Below are 16,169 nucleotides of genomic sequence, written 5' to 3'. Positions count from 1 at the left end.
CAACATGCTGAACATTGGCGGAAAAACATTCACATCAAGATTATTACTTGGTACAGGGAAGTATCCATCATTTGAAGTTCAAAAAGAAGCCGTGAACGTATCAGAAGCAGAAATTTTAACCTTTGCTGTGAGAAGAATGAACATTTTCGAAGCATCTCAGCCTAATTTTTTGGAGCAGCTTGATTTATCAAAATATACGCTGCTTCCGAATACAGCTGGTGCAAGTACTGCGGAAGAGGCAGTTCGTATTGCTCGTTTAGCGAAGGCTTCTGGACTGTGTGACATGATCAAGGTAGAAGTCATTGGCTGCTCAAGGTCTCTTCTGCCAGATCCAGTCGAAACGTTAAAAGCATCGGAAATGCTACTCGAAGAAGGGTTTATCGTGCTGCCCTATACATCTGATGATGTGGTGCTGGCGAGAAAATTAGAAGAGCTCGGTGTCCATGCTATCATGCCAGGGGCTTCTCCGATTGGTTCAGGTCAAGGCTTACTAAACCCTCTGAATCTCTCATTTATTATCGAGCAGGCGAAGGTACCGGTGATTATTGATGCTGGTGTAGGCTCTCCAAAGGATGCAGCTTATGCGATGGAGCTAGGGGCTGACGCTGTATTACTGAACACAGCTGTGTCTGGTGCAAAGGACCCTGTGAAAATGGCAAAAGCCATGAAGCTGGCGATTGAATCAGGAAGACTAGGCTTCGAGGCAGGACGGATTCCTTTGAAAAACTATGGGACAGCAAGCAGTCCGCAGGAAGGAATGCCGGCATTTTGAGCACACGTTATTCGCGCCAAGAGCTCTTTCAGCCAATCGGCACAGAGGGGCAAAAGCGGTTAAAAGACTCAAAGGCTGTCATTATTGGTGCAGGGGCACTTGGAACAGCCAGTGCTGAAATGCTCGTTCGTGCTGGCGTTGGATCTGTCACCATTTTGGATCGAGATTATATTGAATGGAGCAACCTTCAGCGACAGCAGCTTTACACGGAGCAAGATGTGCATGATCGGCTGCCAAAGGCTGTGGCGGCTGAAAAAAGACTCAAGCAGGTGAACAGTGACGTACATGTCAAAGGAATTGTCATCGATGTGACCGCTCAACATATTGATGAACTTGTCAGCGGGGCTTCGATTATCGTGGATGCAGCGGATAATTTTGAGGTGAGGATGATTGCAAATGATGCTGCTGTCAAACATCAAATTCCGTTCCTTTACGGAGCCTGTGTAGCCAGCTATGGTATTCAATTCACTGTGATTCCTGGTGAGACGCCGTGTTTACACTGTCTGCTTGAACATTTACCCGCACAAGGCATGACCTGTGATACAGCCGGTATCATTAGTCCAGTGGTGCAGCAGGTGGCGGCATATCAAGTGGCAGATGCCCTTAAATATTTAACAGGCCATCAAGTGACGCCAATTTTAAGATCCTTTGATTTATGGACCAATGAACGATCTGACATCCGATCAGCCAGTTCCTTAAAGAAGAAGCAATGTCCAAGCTGTGGGCTGAAGACATATCCTTTTCTCTCCTATGACAAGAGAGCGAAGGCAGATGTACTATGCGGCCGCAATACGGTACAAATCCGCAGTGCTGCTGAAATCCCGCCGCCATTACACGAAGTGGCTATTCGCTTAAAGAAAGCAGGAATGGATGTGCTTGAAAATCCGTATTTACTTTCTTGTCAAAAGGATGAATATAAGCTTGTTTTATTTAAAGATGGCAGAGCACTTGTACATGGTACAAATGATATGGCCAAAGCAAGAACCATTTATCATCAATGGATTGGCTAATGAGAGGTGTGATGAAATGACGATCAAAAAAGCATTCACAATCGCGGGTTCTGATCCGGGCGGTGGAGCAGGCATTCAAGCTGATTTGAAAACCTTTCAGGAGCTCGGTGTGTACGGAATGTCTGCGATCACAGCGATTACAGCACAAAACACACTTGGCGTTCACGGTATATACCCTCTTTCAATCGAGGCGTTAAAAAGTCAAATAGATGCAGTCGCAGAAGACTTGCTGCCAGATGCCGTCAAAACAGGAATGCTGTGGAGTGCCGAAATGATCAATACGGTTGCTGAAAAAACGGTTCAATATGAGATGAAGCTGATTGTCGATCCAGTCATGATCGCAAAGGGAGGGGCCTCTTTATTAAATGAAGATGCGGTCTCTGCGTTGAAAACATACTTGCTGCCTGTCAGCTATGCCGTAACGCCGAATCTTCCTGAGGCAGAAGTGCTGACAGGCATGCGCATTCAGACAAAAGAGGATCGCTATCTAGCAGCGGAACGTCTATATGAGCTTGGTACGAAACATGTCGTGATCAAAGGGGGACACGGCCCCTCTGGCGGTATGATAACAGACCTGTTGTATGATGGAAAAGGCTTTATAGAAGTCACAAACGAACATATTGATACCCCGCATACACATGGCACAGGCTGCACGTTTGCAGCGGCATTAACAGCTGAAATTGCGAAAGGGTACTCCATGAGAGAGGCCTTTGAAACAGCAGAAACCTTTGTCCATGAAGCCATCAAATTCCCTTTGAATATTGGAGCTGGACATGGACCTACCAACCATTTTGCTTATCAGCAAAACAGGCTCAAACGATAAGAGAATCGAACCGTCTTCACTTGCGAGGGCGGTTTTTTGATGAAAAAGAAACTTTCTTTCAGCGGAAATTGTCATTCTCTCATGATCTGTGATAATATTATGATCAGGTACTAATACTATGTCTTGAAAAAATAGGAGGCTTTATTACATATGAACTTTTCTTTAGAAGGCCGTAATATCGTGGTGATGGGTGTTGCCAATAAACGAAGCATCGCTTGGGGAATTGCCCGCTCACTTCACGAAGCTGGAGCTCGTTTGATTTTTACTTATGTTGGAGATCGTCTTGCTGAATCTGTAAAAGAACTTGCAAGCACACTTGAGCGTGATGATTCAATCATTCTTCCATGTGACGTGACAAGTGACGAAGAAATCGAAAAATGTTTCGCTACAATTAAAGAAAAAGTACAAGTCATTCATGGCGTTGCGCATGCGATTGCATTTGCAAACAAGGAAGAACTTGTCGGTGAATACTTAAACACGAACCGTGAAGGTTTCCTTTTGGCGCACAACATTAGTGCATACTCATTAACAGCTGTAGCAAAAGCAGCACGTCCATTGATGACAGAAGGTGGAAGCATTGTCACGCTTACATACTTAGGCGGAGAGCGTGTGGTATCTAACTACAACGTAATGGGTGTAGCGAAAGCAGCACTTGAAGCAAGTGTGAAATATTTAGCAGCTGATTTAGGCGCAGAAGGTATCCGTGTGAACAGTATTTCTGCTGGTCCAATTCGTACGCTGTCTGCAAAAGGCATCAGCGGCTTTAATACAATCCTGAAGGATATTGAAGAGCGTGCACCGCTTCGCCGTACAACGACTCCTGAAGAAGTTGGCGATACAGCTCTATTCTTATTCAGTGATCTATCACGCGGCATGACAGGTGAGAATCTGCATGTTGATTCTGGCTTCCATATCATTGCCCGCTAAACGAATCATTGAATTGCAGCATACCAAAGATGGGTATGCTGTTTTTTTATTTTTCTTCTGATTTGAGACATCCGCTCATATATATAAGGAATGAATCATTCGGGAGGGATTAGTATGTCAAATAAAGGTGATGAGAACCAGAAGCCGCTTATGTATATTGTTCAGCCGAGCTATGATGAATCAATGCCGGCCATGCAAAATATCGTGAGAAAGCGAAAGAAATCAGAAAAACCGCAAGAAAGTCATCAGAGTGCAAAAGACGTGATCGAAGAAAGTACGCACGAGGAACCCGTGGCTCAAGAAATAGAGAAGAAAAAAGAAGTCGGGCCGCCTGAACTTCAGCAAGAACAAGACATCACACAAGAAGCAGAACTTGCACAAGAACAAGACATCACACAAGAAGCAGAATTTACACAAGAACAAGACATCACGCAAGAAGCAGAGCTTACACAAGAACAAGACATCACACAAGAACCAGAGCTTACACAAGAACAAGACATCACACAAGAACCAGAACTTATACAAGAACGAAAACCCCAGCGAGAAGAGGAAAAGCCGCCAGAAGGTGTATTTCATGAAACAAAAGAAGAACCTAGAAGAAAACGAGTGAAAAAGCCTTTAAGTCAGATGAGTATTGACGAAAAAGTCGATTTTCTCACAAGCCTGCCTCATAATATGCCAAGAGCCCTTTGCCTGATTGAAGCTGATGGTAAAACATATAGAGGAATTATCATGGATCGAAAAGAAGATCTAGTGGTCATTCGAACAGCGGGCGGGGGAAATCCAGTTGAATTAGCAATAGATGAAATTTCCTCGATTCATCCGCTTGGCTTTTAACGAATAAAAAAAGTCCCATAGAGGGACTTTTTTTGTTAGCAGTTACGGTTGATGAGTCGTGGATTTAAGCACTCGATTGCGCAGAAGCAGTCAAGATCTACTTCAATGCAATACTTCGATTTTTCTAATCGGAACACATCACATAAGGAATCTTTATCTGTAAAATCTAAAATATGACGGTCTTTGTCAAATGCAATAAGCAAGCTGAGTGTTGCGCAGTGATCACAGATGTGTTCGACTCTGAAAAATGCAGTGCTGAAGCAAGGACCTGCATCTACTTCTCCGACGTTTCCGAATGCGACGAATGGTTTTGATTTGGATGTAAAGAGAACAAACGGGACAGTGTCACCTAATGAATGGGATGTAGAAAGGAGATTGCTGTAACAGCTGGTCGGGCAATCTTCTTCGACGGCACTTTGTAAGTCGTTAATATTTTCAACAGCCTCTGCTACACAGCTCCATGAATGTTTGCGGCTCATATTCAACCCTCCTATACTAGGAAATTTGTTTGAGTGTTTGAGCACTGTCATCATCTACAAGCTTTTTTGTTTTGCCAGTTGATACATCTACTTTCAATCAATGCGGAAGCGGCAGCTCTTATGCTGACTGCTCCGCATGATTGGCTGTCATTCGTAAGGAAGGGGATGCTTTGACTCATGACAAGTTAGGTCAACGGACGATTGGTTTAGCCGTGGTGATGATGCTTTTTATCTTTCGATGGCATGACTCTGTCGACAAGCTCTGGGTTTAAACATTGGATCGCGCAGAAGCAGTTTAGATCAACCTCAATACAAAAGTCCGTTTTTTCTAGACCAAAGAAGTCAGGGTCACAAGGGTGACACACGCTTAGCGTATGTCCGTGTACATCAACAGGTCTTAATACAGATAACGTAGCACAGCAGTCGTGTAATTTTTCAACCCGGAAGAAAATGGATTCGAAGCATTGGCAATCGTCAACAAATCCTCCAATGTTTCCGAAAGTAGAAAACAATCCGCCCTTTTTATCAAAAATTAAAAACGGAATTGTATCTTTTCCAGAAACTGTCGGGCTTAATAAATTACTGTAGCAGCTCGTAGGACATTTATCTTCTACAGCTTCCTGCTCTGCTAAAATCTTTTCAACCGCATCGCATACACAGTTTTCATCATGTCGGCCATGGTGTTTTCCGCAGCTCATGGATTTCAGCTCCTTTAACAAGGTATTTGACTTTAGTCCTTAACAACATATGTATGCGCCCTCTAGTTGGTGTGGGTAAATGACTATTTATATTTGTTGTATTTTTATAAAAGGAAAAGCAGAGCTTTTCGCTCTGCTTTTGGACATTAGAGGATACCAATTGCAACGATTGTCGCAACAAGTGTTTGAGTAAGTGTTTGAATCGCGATCGAGATATCCGCATCGATTGTCGATACTGTAACGTTTCTTGAATTTTCGATGACAAGTTTCTGGCGGTTTGTTTGTTTGTGAGTAGCGGCTTGTAAAAGATCTTGTGTGACGCGGTCAGCCAGATCACCGTCTGCGATTGAGATATTTGTAATGGTGATGATCGCTGTTTGAACAGCTACTTGGATAGATGCTGCAACCTGTGCATCAACAGAAGAGACGTTAATGTCACAAGAGTCTCTGACGATAATGACTTCCTCAGATGTCTGCTTTGTGAAGCTTACTTGATCAAATTCTTGTAAGACATCTTCATCATCATAATAGTGGCCATCACAAACTGCTTTTCTTTCATAGTTGTAATCGCCGTGGTGTCCGTGGTGTCCGTGGTGTGTACAGTTACGATCTAGAGCGACCCAAGAATATGGTTTAGAATCCATTTCTATTCCTCCTTCCGTTTACTTTATTAAATGCTGGAATGCGTGGTTTTGTCTCGGGCATTTACCCTAGCAGGCAACCCATTTTTATTTAATCGTTATTACGCTGCGCATCACGGCGCTGCTGAATACGATCTCGAAGTGAATTTCGTTTTGGACGTACTTTTGGTTCAGGCTGTACTTCTTCCGGATGTTTTGCTGCCTCAGCCTGCCTTTTTTTCTCCTGCTGCTGTTCTACGAAATCATTTGCTTTCTTTTGCAAGTCCTCCACTAATTTCAAAATCATTCTTCTTTGATCATCTGAGATATTTGCTTTCTGATCATCTGTGATATTGTTTTTGTTTAACACATCACTTACAAGAAGACTCGTTAATGGATCAACATCAGTATTGATTTGAAACTCCTTTTTTTCGTTCTCTTCAGCCACGATGATTTCACCTCTTTCATACGTCATGTTAGAAAAGAAAGGGTCAAAGAATGCCGGCTTCAACTAAGAGTACATTCAATGTTTGAGTGAGAATTTGGACGGAGTTCATAATGGATGCATCTGATAATGTAATCGTAATGTTATAGCAGTTGATGATTTGAATCACAGTTTTCTTTTGGACTGTCACTTGTTGTGTGGATAAAAGCTGATCTGTGATGTCTGCAGCCAATTCATCGTCTGGTACAAGAAGTTGAATTAAAAGAGTAATGATTGTCGTTACGGTCGCTTGAAGGGAGAGTGCAGCTGTTACATCTGTTTTATGAATTGTGACATTTTCGGAATCTTTGATCTCAATGAAATCATCATAATTGCTGATTAATTCGTTTAACAGTTGTGTGTATAATAAATCAGCACTTTCTTCAATAGACAATACTTTCACTCCTTTCTTATCTATACATTATTTAATGCAGCAGAGGCTCAAGGTGGAATCGGAAAGCGTGAAAAAGTACAACCCAATTTTATTTCCGCTCGATTCATCATGGCGGTCTTTCTTTTTGCATATATAAAGAAAGGACGCAAAAAAGAAGAAAAAAGGAGGTGGAGGCTCCTGAGTGGTGCTTTGTCATTTGTCGTGTTTGCCCTCGCATCCTTTAGACTGACGAGGCTGATTGTGTTTGATACCATTACTGCTCCTTTCCGCCGTTTATTTCATGAAGAACAGGAAGAGGTCAATGAACAAGGTGAAGTGGAGACATATATCATCATTAAAGGTAAAGGGCTGCGGTCTTGGATAGGAGAGCTGTTAAGCTGTTATTGGTGTACTGGCATGTGGTGCACTGCTGCTTTACTTCTGATATACATACTATTTCCTGTCATCAGCATGTGGCTTAATTTACTATTAGCAATTGCCGCGGCAGCAGGCATTATTGAAGCGATCGTCTCAAAGCTGGTGAAATAAACAGGCATACTGATCAGACACGCTTTCAAAAAATGCATATACTATCATGGAATAGGAAAGGAAGGGTTGCGATGAAACCAACTGAAACACCGTCACATATGCTTCAAGGTTATCCAGCGCAGTCAAATCAACAATCTGTTTATACGAAGAAAATCAAAAAAGCAGATTGCGGTTGTGGAAAGAAAAAGAAACCTCAATAGAAGAAAAAACAAAAGCCGGATTTATCCGGTTTTTTTGTTGCCCTTTTTTTGAGTGATGCATATGTAAGAGAGAAGGGGTGACCAGAATGGATGCATTCGAACAATTAATCGGCTCCTTGTTCACTAAACCTCATGATGGAAAAGAACAAGCGCACGAAAAGGGTGAAATGGATCTAGCGGATAAAGCGAATGATCTTGAGCAGCACTTAAAGGTATTTGGCGAGAAGATGGATGCTTTTGCGAAAGAAACAGAAGCATTCATGATGCGTCATGGAGAGGCAGATTACGTCTTTAAACAGCAGAAATAAAAATTCCGCACTTTTTTATGTGATCGTCCAAACCATTTGTAGTATTTTTCATATTTTGTAAGGGAGAAGAGGAGGTGCTTATATATGAGTTGTTACGGTTACGGTGGCGGTTCTTGCGGCGGCTACGGCGGAGGTTATGGCGGCGGATATGGATCAACATTTGTTCTTGTCGTCGTGTTGTTCATCCTTCTAATCATCGTTGGTGCTTCTTTCTTTAACTAAACAGTAAGAAGGTGAGGGAAGCAATGGGGGAGCCTTTTGCTTTCCTTTCTCTTTGGGCAAACAAGGCTTTAGGATAGGCACATATCTCGCCTATTTTCATATAGTAAGGTGATTACTCCACAAAGAGGAGGCAAATGAATGGATAATAAATTCTTTAAAAGCGTTGAAAATAAAACGGGTGTGAATATGAATGATGTTTTTAAGCTTGCAGGTTCTTTGCAAAATGCCAACTTTAAAGATGAAGCAACGGTTCGAGGCGTCATTAAAAAAGTAGCGCAGCTTGCGAATAAGCGTGTACCTAAAGAAATGGAAGACAAAATCGTTCAATCGATTACAAGTGGAAAAGAAAAGCTTGATTTCAATACAATCGCTAAAATGATGAACAACAAAAAATAAACAACAGGCTCTCCGCTTAAAGGGGGGCCTGTTGTTTTTCTGTGAATAATTCTCGGTTTTTCTTTAGTAGGGGATACAAAAAGCGCGAGCGATGAGCGGTTTTTCCTCGCCTAAATGATGGAACAGATAGATAAAGAGATTGTTCAGCTCTTGTCATGGCCACGTATAATAAACGGCGTTCTTCTTCTAGGGCTTCTTCATCACCGTTTCTTAGTTCATCGAGTGAGAAATCATGAGGCAGTGCTCCGTCGACCACGCAAGTGATGTACACCGTTTGGAATTCAAGTCCCTTTGCGCGGTGAATCGTCATGAGCTGAACACCTGGTTCGTCTGTTTTTTCCTTTTCGGCAGATTTCATATGTTCGGCATGTGCGAGAAAGGCTTCAATCGTTTCAAAGCGTTTGGCGGCGGTTTTTACATCTCGTACATCATCCGCCCCTTTTTCAAGCACATTCGTATCGTTCACTCGTTTTTTTAAGTAATCACCAAGTCCCATCTTTTGTTCAATAAACGTCACAGCGTCAGACGGCTTTAACGTTCGTAACGTGCGGAACAGAGGAACAATGGATTGCAGCTTTTTCTGTTGAAACGGCTGAATATCTGTTAGTTTTCCGAGTGCGTCTACCATTGAACAATCTTCCGTGATGGTCAGTGCCTTCATCGTGTTCAAGGTCTGCTGCTTTAAAAAGAAAACCGGAAGCAGCTGTTTCATAGCAGCCACATCATCGGCATCCTGACTTAAAGAGAGAAAGGCGAGAAGAACCCGAACAATTCGTCTGCTGTAGAAGGCTTTGACACCAGCCTCCGTCTCATACGGAATCGCGGATTGATGCAGACGCTCATAAATCGCGCGGCCTCCTGTATTGGTGCGAAAGAGTACGCAGATATCATTCGGCTTTGCGCCGTTTTTAATTTTCTCCTGAATATCTGCCACGATCATGGTCGCTTCCTCTTCCTCGTCATATGGATAAAAGAGCGTAGGCGGGATTGTCTCCGCACGGACGGCTTTTAACGTTTTTTCATAACGATGTTGATTTTTCTTAATAATGGCATCCGCACTTGCGACAATCGTATGATGCGACCGGTAATTCGCATGTAAATGGACGATTTGAGCCGAAGGATAGTCCCGTTTGAATTCAAGAATGAAAGCAGGATTGCTGCCCCTAAAGGCATAAATGGCTTGATCATCATCACCTACACAAAATAGCTGCTCATATTCTCCAGCTAAAAGCTGAATCAATTGATATTGAACTGGATTAATATCCTGAAATTCATCCACTAAAATATACTTGAACCGTTCTTGATATCGTTTCAGCAGTTCAGGCTGTTCTGTCAGCATGTGCAAGCAGGCGATTGCCATGTCATCAAAGTCAAATTGCTGATTGTCTCGTTTTTGCTGTTCATAAGATTGATAGATCGTCCACATGTGTTTTTCCTTTTCATCCTTCAAATCAGGAAGCTCGCCTGGTAAAAAAGCATTTTTCCAAAAGCCGATCGATTGCAGTACTTGATCGGTAGGGTAGTCTTTTTCATCAAGTCCTTCATTTATGATGGCTTTCCGAATGTACTGTTCCTTCTGCCAGTCAAACTTGATCAGGTGCTGGCCGTTCCATTTGCTTGCATCGTCATGAAGCAGCATTTTATAAAAAAGACTGTGGAAGGTGCCTGTCACCACTTGACTTGCTTGTGATGGGTGAAGCTGGTATTGCTTGCGCAGTCTTTCTTTCATTTCACTGCTGGCTTTTGTGGTGAAAGTCACGAGTAAGATATGGTGAGCAGGAATATGATGATGTGACATGAGATATGCCGCTCTAGCTGTCAAGACTCTTGTTTTTCCGCTGCCAGCGCCAGCCAGCACCAGCATTGGACCTTCTTTATGTGTGACAGCTTGAAGCTGCGGTGTGCTAAAGGTAATATGCGGAAAGAGCTCGATGGTATGTGCTTGTTCATTCTCTTCTAAATGTAACGCATCGCTAAATTGAATCGACCTTGGTTCCTGCCAGTCATATGATTCATTCGTTTGCGAGATGATCTGTTTACCTGTTGGAAAACGGAAGCCCCCAAGTTCTTTATAGGAAGCACTTTCCTCTTGCTCTGCATTTTTTTTCTGATCTTCTTGTTCTTCTGCTTGTTCACACATCTCTTGCTGCGTCATATGTTTATGAATAAAGGCAGGTTCTTCATGTATATTTAATCTGAAAAAGACTGGTTGTCCGCAATATGGGCAGGATAAGTGCCCTTTTTTTCCCTCGTCATGGAGGAATTGATAATGTTCTCTCGAATACGTATGTAATGAGATCGTTCGATCATGTCGTCGTGCGCATTTCAAAGCTAGTCCTCCAATAGTTAATCAATCTTAAAAAGAAACACATCTAATCATATCAAATGAGACGTGTTTCAAACAGTCATAATTAGGGAATAGTAGAGTAGAAGAGAAGCAAAGGAGGCGTTCTTGATGGGATATATAGCCCCGATTCAGCCGGATCTGTATTTTCAATATATCAATCGTCCTGCTCCTCAGGATAAAGAAGACTACGCGAAAGTAACAAAGGTTACTCGCACCTTTCATGACAAGGTATACAGAGAGCTGGAGAAAAAAGAGGACTTAGTGACAGAAGCAGAAACGAAAGTACAGCAAAAAAAGCGGGAACGTTTTGTACGAGATATGTTTATGGAAGAAGGCAAAGGCGTTCATATTAATGCGTATATATAAATGATTACGCTTTCTTCCCTTGACGAACGATGATAAAGAAAAGCCAGGGCATCATGGATGCTCTGGCTTTTTCTTTTGGTCAAACAGATAGTGTTTTTGTCATTTTGACATGTGTGATCCCTGCTTCTTCAAACGGTTCAGAAACGGCTTTGTAGCCTTTCTTTTCGTAGAAAGGAAGAGCTTGGACTTGTGCGTGCATAACCGCTTCCTTCGCTCCATTAGCAATGGCTTCTGTTTCCAGCGCTTCTAATAGTTTGTGGCCAAGGCCGAAAGCGCGCGCCTCTTTTAACACACAAATTCGTTCCAGCTTTGCCTTTGGCCCTTCAATGATCCGCAGTCTAGCGGCTGCTTGAGGCTTCATTTCATCATTATAAATGACAAAATGAATGGCCTCGTCCTCTAGTTCATCTATTTCAATCTCTAACGGGACTTCTTGTTCTTTGACGAACACTTCTTTTCGAACGTAGTATGCATCTTCTCGTTGTGTTTGTGCTGTTGCGATGACTGTTTTCAAATGTCTTTAACCCTCTTCTCCTAAAATAAATGTTTCATAGACGGTCCAAGATCCGTTCTCTAACTGATATAAAAGGTGGAAGCGATCCACGGTTTCTTCATGGTCAATTTTTCTCAGCTTTAATGTACCAAGTACGTCTGAATGCTCATCATCTGATAGTTTTTGAGCTACTGTCACATGCGGAACAAAAGCATATTCAGGTGTGCCAGCAAGTGGATCTGCGTACAACCTTTCATTGAGCGCCATGATTTCCTCGTTCGGTTCTACTTTCATATAAATGACGTTGTTTACAGGAGCGAATGAACTGAATTTTTTAATACGTAACGTAATAGGAGAAGCATTTTTTGCATACTCTCTTAACGTTGAGACGACCTCAGCCGCTTCTAGATCCGTTAATTCAAAAGGTGTTCTTAATGTTAAATGAGGCGGTATAAGTGCATAGTTCGGATCATAACGCTTCCGGTAAGAGTTCGCAATATCTTGCAATTTTTTTGATGGAAATATAACAACTCCGTATTTCATCATGTTCCCTCCTGAATAAGAAAGTATTTATTATTGTTTATTATAACAAAATTCAGTTGATTAACGAATATGGGAGCATTTTTTTTAACGAAGGCGCAATGAGCGGCTGCCAAAACGTCCATTTATGATCCCCTTCGAATGTCTCAAATAAATAATCCGCACCTGACTGTTCAAGAAGCGCCTTTAAATCTTCATTCGGCTGAATAAAATCAAGCACTTGGCCATCTGTCGTTTTCACAGCCGTTTCTTCCAGCCCAATTTGATGGATAATGGCATAAGGGGAAAGGGCTGTCGACTGTTTAACGGCTTCTAGGACTGAATCATCAACGTAAGGAGACTGCAAAATCAGCCCGCCAAATAAAGAAGGATAATCAATCGCTGTCATAAGGGAAATCGTAGCACCTAGCGAATCACCAATAAACGTGCGTCCTGAGCCAATTTGATAGGTTGGATAGTGCGTATCAATATAAGGGACAAGTTCATTTGCTAAAAAGCGTTTATACGCTTCAAACTTTGTGCCATCTGGATGATACGTATTCCGTCTTTCCGAGACATTTTCATAAGGGACACCAATGATAATCGAGCGTTCCATTTCTTTGTTTTGCATCAATTCTTCCGCCTGTCTGCCTATTTTGCCTAAGCGGAAATAATCATGACCATCTTGGGCAATGATGACATGATATGTATAAAGGGGGGAGTAATTGACTGGCAAATAGATCAAAAGGGTCATATCCGCCCCAAGTTCTTTTGAATGTAAGGTTTCTTCTTGAATAATGCCTGTTTTCTTCACCATAATCCATTCCTCCAGCTAACCAATTTCATCACAAAGTGAAACGTTTCCATTCATTGTAACATGAAAAACAGCGTTGTTCCTATATGCTAACATGCAATCCATTCAGTTGACATCGAATCTGTTATAAAATACAGAAAATTTTAATTAATTGGTCCGATTCCTCTTGAAAAATGAGATTTAATGCGTTACAGTATTAAGAATTAGAACAGACAGACAACACATTCTTATCGTGAGAGGTGGAGGGACTGGCCCTTTGAAACCTCAGCAACCGGTATGCATCACTTCATGTGATGTACCAAGGTGCTAAATCCAGCAAGCAGCTTTTTTGCTTGGAAGATAAGAGGAAGCGATTAAACCCCTTCTTCTTATGAAGAAGGGGTTTTCTGTTTTGAAATCAGATTTTACTTAGGATGGTGTCAAATGACAGAACATGTGGAAACGACATTAGCGCAAATTGGAAACCGCAGCGAAGAGGCGACTGGCACGGTCAGTCCCCCCGTTTATCTTTCAACAGCATACAGACATAGAGGCATAGGGGAATCAACCGGATTTGATTACATTCGAACGAAAAACCCAACAAGGCAGCTTGTAGAGGATGCGATTGCTTCACTCGAAGAAGGGACGGCCGGCTTTGCCTTCAGTTCGGGAATGGCTGCGATCCAAACGATCATGGCATTATTTGAAAGCGGAGATGAACTCATCGTCTCATCAGACCTATATGGCGGTACATACCGTTTGTTTGAAAACGAATGGAAAAAGTACGGCTTACGGTTTCTTTACGATGATTTTTCAGATGAAGACTGTTTACGTTCTAAAATCACGCCAAACACAAAAGCGGTCTTTATTGAAACGCCGACAAATCCACTTATGCAGGAAGCAGATATTCAAAAAATAGCAAAGATTGCAAAAGAATATGGCGCTTTGGTCATTGTCGATAACACCTTTTACACACCCGTTTTGCAAAAGCCGATTACACTTGGAGCGGACATTGTCATCCATAGCGCAACCAAATATTTAGGCGGACACAATGACGTCCTTGCCGGTCTTGTGGTGACAAAAGGAGAGCAGCTGTCTGAAGACATGTTCCAGCATCAAAACGCAATTGGAGCCGTTTTATCTCCGTTTGACTCATGGCTTTTAATGAGAGGAATGAAAACACTGGCTCTTAGAATGCGCCAGCACGAGGCAAATGCGAAGGAGCTGGCAGAGTTTTTAAAGAAACAGCCAGAAATTCAAGATGTCCTTTACCCAGGCAAGGGAGGAATGCTGTCATTCCGTGTAGCCAAGGAGGACTGGGTCAATCCATTTTTGAAGCAGCTGAAAACGATCTGTTTTGCTGAAAGTCTTGGCGGAATCGAAAGCTTTATTACGTATCCTGCAACGCAAACGCATATGGATATCCCAGAGGAGATTCGCATTGCAAATGGCGTTTGTAACAAACTGCTCCGTTTCTCCGTTGGCATTGAGCACGTAGATGACCTGAAAGCAGACCTGAAACAGGCACTATCACAAGTAAGAGAGGAGGTACACGCCAAATGACCACACACGATTGGACACTCGAAACCCAACTCGTTCATAATGCGTTTAAAACAGATCGTTCAACAGGTGCAGTCAGTGTGCCAATTCAGCATGCATCCACATTCCATCAAAGCAGCTTCGATGAATTTGGTCAATATGACTACTCAAGATCGGGGACTCCTACACGTCAAGCGTTAGAGGATACGATTGCGGCGCTAGAAGGAGGAACAAGAGGGCTTGCTTTTGCATCAGGCATGGCAGCCATTTCAACTGCTTTTCTACTATTATCAAAGGGAGATCATGTCCTTGTCACAAGAGATGTGTACGGTGGTACATTTCGAATGATCACCCAAGTTCTTTCGCGATTTGGCATCGAGCATACCTTTGTGGACATGACGGATTTGAATGAAGTCAAAAGAGGCATTCAATCGAATACAAAAGTCATTTACATGGAAACACCGTCAAACCCGACTCTAGGTATTACGGATATTGGGAGCGTCGTCCAGCTTGCCAAAGAACATGACTGTCTGACATTCTTAGATAATACATTTTTAACGCCTGCTCTTCAGCGTCCGCTGGATCTTGGCGTTGACGTAGTCCTGCACAGCGCAACGAAATTTTTGAGCGGTCACAGTGATGTACTGTCAGGCTTAGCTGTCGTGAAAGACGAGAAGCTGGGAGAAGAACTCTATTCGCTGCAAAACTCCTTCGGTGCGGTGCTTGGCGTGCAGGATTGCTGGCTTGTGTTAAGAGGGTTAAAAACCCTTCAGGTCAGATTAGAAAAAGCAAGCCAAACGGCCTTCGAACTGGCCTCATTTCTCAAAGAGCATCCTGCGGTGAAAAAAGTGTACTATCCAGGCTTAGATGACCATCCAGGGGCGGACATTCAGCGAAAGCAAGCAAGCGGAGCAGGAGCTGTTCTTTCATTTGAATTAGAAAACCAAGCAGCTGTCAAAGAATTGGTGGATGCTGTCACATTACCAGTATTCGCCGTCAGCCTTGGCGCCGTCGAATCCATTCTGTCATACCCAGCCAAAATGTCACATGCCGCTATGCCAAAAGAAGAAAGAGAAAAAAGAGGGATTACAGATGGCCTGCTTCGATTAAGTGTAGGGGTCGAAAACGGAGAAGACCTCAAACGCGACTTCAAACAAGCACTAGACCAACTAAAGCCTGTTCTTGTCAACCAATCATAAAGGAGAGAAAAAAGCCGGTCCGGCTGCCGGCTTTTTGACCTTTTTTGAATAAAACCATTGACGACGAATCATGATGGTTATATAATAGAGACTGTCAGTAACAGAAAGCCCAGAACTGATACATAACCCGATTCCGTAGCTCAGCTGGGAGAGCGCTACCTTGACAGGGTAGAGGTCGCTGGTTCGAGCCCAGTCGGAATCATCGTTGAAACCCT

General features: G+C 42.7%; 22 protein-coding genes, 1 tRNA gene and 1 riboswitch. Of the genes, 14 read left to right on the top strand and 9 right to left on the bottom strand.

The features are described from left to right. Positions 1-4 precede the first annotated feature (4 nt). The 5 genes from C6Y07_RS13345 to C6Y07_RS13325 all read left to right on the top strand — a co-directional run bounded on the left by C6Y07_RS13345 (position 5) and on the right by C6Y07_RS13325 (position 4,369). A complete protein-coding gene (locus tag C6Y07_RS13345) occupies positions 5-772 on the top strand; it encodes a thiazole synthase (RefSeq protein WP_106156882.1) in 768 nt (255 codons plus the stop codon). Next, positions 769-1,782 (top strand): thiazole biosynthesis adenylyltransferase ThiF, encoded by a 1,014-nt coding sequence (locus tag C6Y07_RS13340; protein ID WP_034663202.1) that lies wholly within the window; start codon positions 769-771, stop codon positions 1,780-1,782. The genes C6Y07_RS13345 and C6Y07_RS13340 overlap by 4 nt, the downstream gene beginning before the upstream one ends. A gap of 16 nt (positions 1,783-1,798) precedes the next feature. After that, positions 1,799-2,605, top strand: coding sequence for a bifunctional hydroxymethylpyrimidine kinase/phosphomethylpyrimidine kinase (gene thiD, locus C6Y07_RS13335; RefSeq protein ID WP_106156880.1), 807 nt, complete (start codon positions 1,799-1,801; stop codon positions 2,603-2,605). Between the two features lie 150 nt (positions 2,606-2,755). Continuing rightward, positions 2,756-3,532 (top strand): enoyl-ACP reductase FabI, encoded by a 777-nt coding sequence (gene fabI, locus C6Y07_RS13330; RefSeq protein ID WP_003211867.1) that lies wholly within the window; start codon positions 2,756-2,758, stop codon positions 3,530-3,532. A gap of 114 nt (positions 3,533-3,646) precedes the next feature. Further along, entirely contained in the window at positions 3,647-4,369 is a 723-nt protein-coding gene (locus tag C6Y07_RS13325; protein ID WP_106071563.1) for a CotO family spore coat protein, read from the top strand. Positions 4,370-4,404: 35 nt separating this feature from the next. On the opposite strand, the gene C6Y07_RS13320 is transcribed toward C6Y07_RS13325, so the two are convergent. From C6Y07_RS13320 to C6Y07_RS13300, 5 genes are all read right to left on the bottom strand, one after another. Then, positions 4,405-4,848, bottom strand: a complete 444-nt coding sequence (locus C6Y07_RS13320; RefSeq protein ID WP_034663193.1) for a CotY/CotZ family spore coat protein — start codon at positions 4,846-4,848, stop codon at positions 4,405-4,407. A gap of 206 nt (positions 4,849-5,054) precedes the next feature. Continuing rightward, positions 5,055-5,546 carry a CotY/CotZ family spore coat protein gene (locus C6Y07_RS13315; protein WP_060596022.1) on the bottom strand — a complete coding sequence of 164 codons (492 nt, stop codon included), beginning with the start codon at positions 5,544-5,546 and terminating at the stop codon, positions 5,055-5,057. Between the two features lie 146 nt (positions 5,547-5,692). Continuing rightward, positions 5,693-6,190 carry a spore coat protein gene (locus tag C6Y07_RS13310; protein WP_106156879.1) on the bottom strand — a complete coding sequence of 166 codons (498 nt, stop codon included), beginning with the start codon at positions 6,188-6,190 and terminating at the stop codon, positions 5,693-5,695. Between the two features lie 88 nt (positions 6,191-6,278). Continuing rightward, positions 6,279-6,614, bottom strand: a complete 336-nt coding sequence (locus C6Y07_RS13305) for a spore coat protein (protein WP_066031768.1) — start codon at positions 6,612-6,614, stop codon at positions 6,279-6,281. A 43-nt stretch (positions 6,615-6,657) separates the two neighbouring features. Next, complete coding sequence (locus tag C6Y07_RS13300) at positions 6,658-7,044, bottom strand: spore coat protein (protein WP_034663185.1); 387 nt, start codon at positions 7,042-7,044, stop codon at positions 6,658-6,660. 177 nt (positions 7,045-7,221) lie between these two features. Here C6Y07_RS13300 and C6Y07_RS13295 point away from each other — a divergent pair, with 177 nt between their 5' ends. The 5 genes from C6Y07_RS13295 (at position 7,222) to spoVIF (ending at position 8,698) form a co-directional block, all read left to right on the top strand. Then, positions 7,222-7,572, top strand: coding sequence for a DUF1360 domain-containing protein (locus C6Y07_RS13295; RefSeq protein ID WP_060596043.1), 351 nt, complete (start codon positions 7,222-7,224; stop codon positions 7,570-7,572). 71 nt (positions 7,573-7,643) lie between these two features. Beyond that, positions 7,644-7,772 (top strand): hypothetical protein, encoded by a 129-nt coding sequence (locus C6Y07_RS19235; RefSeq protein WP_258182060.1) that lies wholly within the window; start codon positions 7,644-7,646, stop codon positions 7,770-7,772. A gap of 86 nt (positions 7,773-7,858) precedes the next feature. Beyond that, positions 7,859-8,080 carry a hypothetical protein gene (locus C6Y07_RS13290; protein WP_060596024.1) on the top strand — a complete coding sequence of 74 codons (222 nt, stop codon included), beginning with the start codon at positions 7,859-7,861 and terminating at the stop codon, positions 8,078-8,080. 84 nt (positions 8,081-8,164) lie between these two features. Then, positions 8,165-8,302, top strand: coding sequence for a YjcZ family sporulation protein (locus tag C6Y07_RS13285; protein WP_003212017.1), 138 nt, complete (start codon positions 8,165-8,167; stop codon positions 8,300-8,302). 138 nt (positions 8,303-8,440) lie between these two features. Beyond that, a complete protein-coding gene (spoVIF, locus tag C6Y07_RS13280) occupies positions 8,441-8,698 on the top strand; it encodes a sporulation-specific transcription regulator SpoVIF (RefSeq protein WP_003212292.1) in 258 nt (85 codons plus the stop codon). A gap of 16 nt (positions 8,699-8,714) precedes the next feature. Here spoVIF and C6Y07_RS13275 read toward each other — a convergent pair whose 3' ends face one another. Next, positions 8,715-11,027 carry a UvrD-helicase domain-containing protein gene (locus C6Y07_RS13275; RefSeq protein WP_106071562.1) on the bottom strand — a complete coding sequence of 771 codons (2,313 nt, stop codon included), beginning with the start codon at positions 11,025-11,027 and terminating at the stop codon, positions 8,715-8,717. Positions 11,028-11,153: 126 nt separating this feature from the next. Between C6Y07_RS13275 and C6Y07_RS13270 the strand changes: the two genes are divergently transcribed. Further along, on the top strand, positions 11,154-11,411 hold the full coding sequence (locus tag C6Y07_RS13270; protein WP_034663177.1) for a hypothetical protein: 258 nt from the start codon (positions 11,154-11,156) through the stop codon (positions 11,409-11,411). Positions 11,412-11,490: 79 nt separating this feature from the next. Here the strand turns inward: C6Y07_RS13270 and C6Y07_RS13265 are convergent, their stop codons facing one another. From C6Y07_RS13265 to C6Y07_RS13255, 3 genes are read right to left on the bottom strand one after another with little or no spacing between them, the layout of a single operon-like run. After that, a complete protein-coding gene (locus C6Y07_RS13265) occupies positions 11,491-11,925 on the bottom strand; it encodes a GNAT family N-acetyltransferase (RefSeq protein ID WP_058014269.1) in 435 nt (144 codons plus the stop codon). Positions 11,926-11,931: 6 nt separating this feature from the next. Beyond that, complete coding sequence (locus C6Y07_RS13260) at positions 11,932-12,447, bottom strand: YjcG family protein (RefSeq protein WP_034663172.1); 516 nt, start codon at positions 12,445-12,447, stop codon at positions 11,932-11,934. 52 nt (positions 12,448-12,499) lie between these two features. Continuing rightward, positions 12,500-13,240, bottom strand: coding sequence for an alpha/beta hydrolase (locus C6Y07_RS13255; protein ID WP_066031027.1), 741 nt, complete (start codon positions 13,238-13,240; stop codon positions 12,500-12,502). A 221-nt stretch (positions 13,241-13,461) separates the two neighbouring features. After that, positions 13,462-13,583, top strand: a riboswitch (SAM riboswitch). Between the two features lie 77 nt (positions 13,584-13,660). Between C6Y07_RS13255 and C6Y07_RS13250 the strand changes: the two genes are divergently transcribed. The 3 genes from C6Y07_RS13250 to C6Y07_RS13240 all read left to right on the top strand — a co-directional run bounded on the left by C6Y07_RS13250 (position 13,661) and on the right by C6Y07_RS13240 (position 16,156). After that, positions 13,661-14,779 (top strand): methionine biosynthesis PLP-dependent protein, encoded by a 1,119-nt coding sequence (locus tag C6Y07_RS13250; protein ID WP_106071561.1) that lies wholly within the window; start codon positions 13,661-13,663, stop codon positions 14,777-14,779. Next, complete coding sequence (gene metC / locus C6Y07_RS13245; RefSeq protein WP_066031025.1) at positions 14,776-15,954, top strand: cystathionine beta-lyase; 1,179 nt, start codon at positions 14,776-14,778, stop codon at positions 15,952-15,954. Before C6Y07_RS13250 ends, metC begins: the two co-directional genes overlap by 4 nt. A gap of 129 nt (positions 15,955-16,083) precedes the next feature. Beyond that, a tRNA-Val gene (locus tag C6Y07_RS13240) sits at positions 16,084-16,156 on the top strand. The last annotated feature ends 13 nt before the right edge of the window (positions 16,157-16,169 follow it).

Origin of the sequence: Bacillus sp. LNXM12-1 (genome assembly GCF_003004375.1) — a bacterium.
Taxonomy (GTDB): Bacteria; Bacillota; Bacilli; order Bacillales; family Bacillaceae; genus Bacillus.
This window is presented reverse-complemented; position numbering and strand designations above follow the sequence as displayed.

Bases quoted from the DNA above. Each gene is read 5' to 3' on its own strand.
- C6Y07_RS13285 (WP_003212017.1), top strand. From the start codon at position 8,165: ATGAGTTGTTACGGTTACGGTGGCGGTTCTTGCGGCGGCTACGGCGGA.
- C6Y07_RS13255 (WP_066031027.1), bottom strand. From the start codon at position 13,240: ATGGTGAAGAAAACAGGCATTATTCAAGAAGAAACCTTACATTCAAAA.
- spoVIF (WP_003212292.1), top strand. From the start codon at position 8,441: ATGGATAATAAATTCTTTAAAAGCGTTGAAAATAAAACGGGTGTGAAT.
- C6Y07_RS13310 (WP_106156879.1), bottom strand. From the start codon at position 6,190: ATGGATTCTAAACCATATTCTTGGGTCGCTCTAGATCGTAACTGTACA.
- C6Y07_RS13260 (WP_034663172.1), bottom strand. From the start codon at position 12,447: ATGAAATACGGAGTTGTTATATTTCCATCAAAAAAATTGCAAGATATT.
- C6Y07_RS13345 (WP_106156882.1), top strand. From the start codon at position 5: ATGCTGAACATTGGCGGAAAAACATTCACATCAAGATTATTACTTGGT.
- thiD (WP_106156880.1), top strand. From the start codon at position 1,799: ATGACGATCAAAAAAGCATTCACAATCGCGGGTTCTGATCCGGGCGGT.
- C6Y07_RS13325 (WP_106071563.1), top strand. From the start codon at position 3,647: ATGTCAAATAAAGGTGATGAGAACCAGAAGCCGCTTATGTATATTGTT.
- C6Y07_RS13270 (WP_034663177.1), top strand. From the start codon at position 11,154: ATGGGATATATAGCCCCGATTCAGCCGGATCTGTATTTTCAATATATC.
- C6Y07_RS13290 (WP_060596024.1), top strand. From the start codon at position 7,859: ATGGATGCATTCGAACAATTAATCGGCTCCTTGTTCACTAAACCTCAT.
- C6Y07_RS13315 (WP_060596022.1), bottom strand. From the start codon at position 5,546: ATGAGCTGCGGAAAACACCATGGCCGACATGATGAAAACTGTGTATGC.
- metC (WP_066031025.1), top strand. From the start codon at position 14,776: ATGACCACACACGATTGGACACTCGAAACCCAACTCGTTCATAATGCG.
- C6Y07_RS13320 (WP_034663193.1), bottom strand. From the start codon at position 4,848: ATGAGCCGCAAACATTCATGGAGCTGTGTAGCAGAGGCTGTTGAAAAT.
- fabI (WP_003211867.1), top strand. From the start codon at position 2,756: ATGAACTTTTCTTTAGAAGGCCGTAATATCGTGGTGATGGGTGTTGCC.
- C6Y07_RS13250 (WP_106071561.1), top strand. From the start codon at position 13,661: ATGACAGAACATGTGGAAACGACATTAGCGCAAATTGGAAACCGCAGC.
- C6Y07_RS19235 (WP_258182060.1), top strand. From the start codon at position 7,644: ATGAAACCAACTGAAACACCGTCACATATGCTTCAAGGTTATCCAGCG.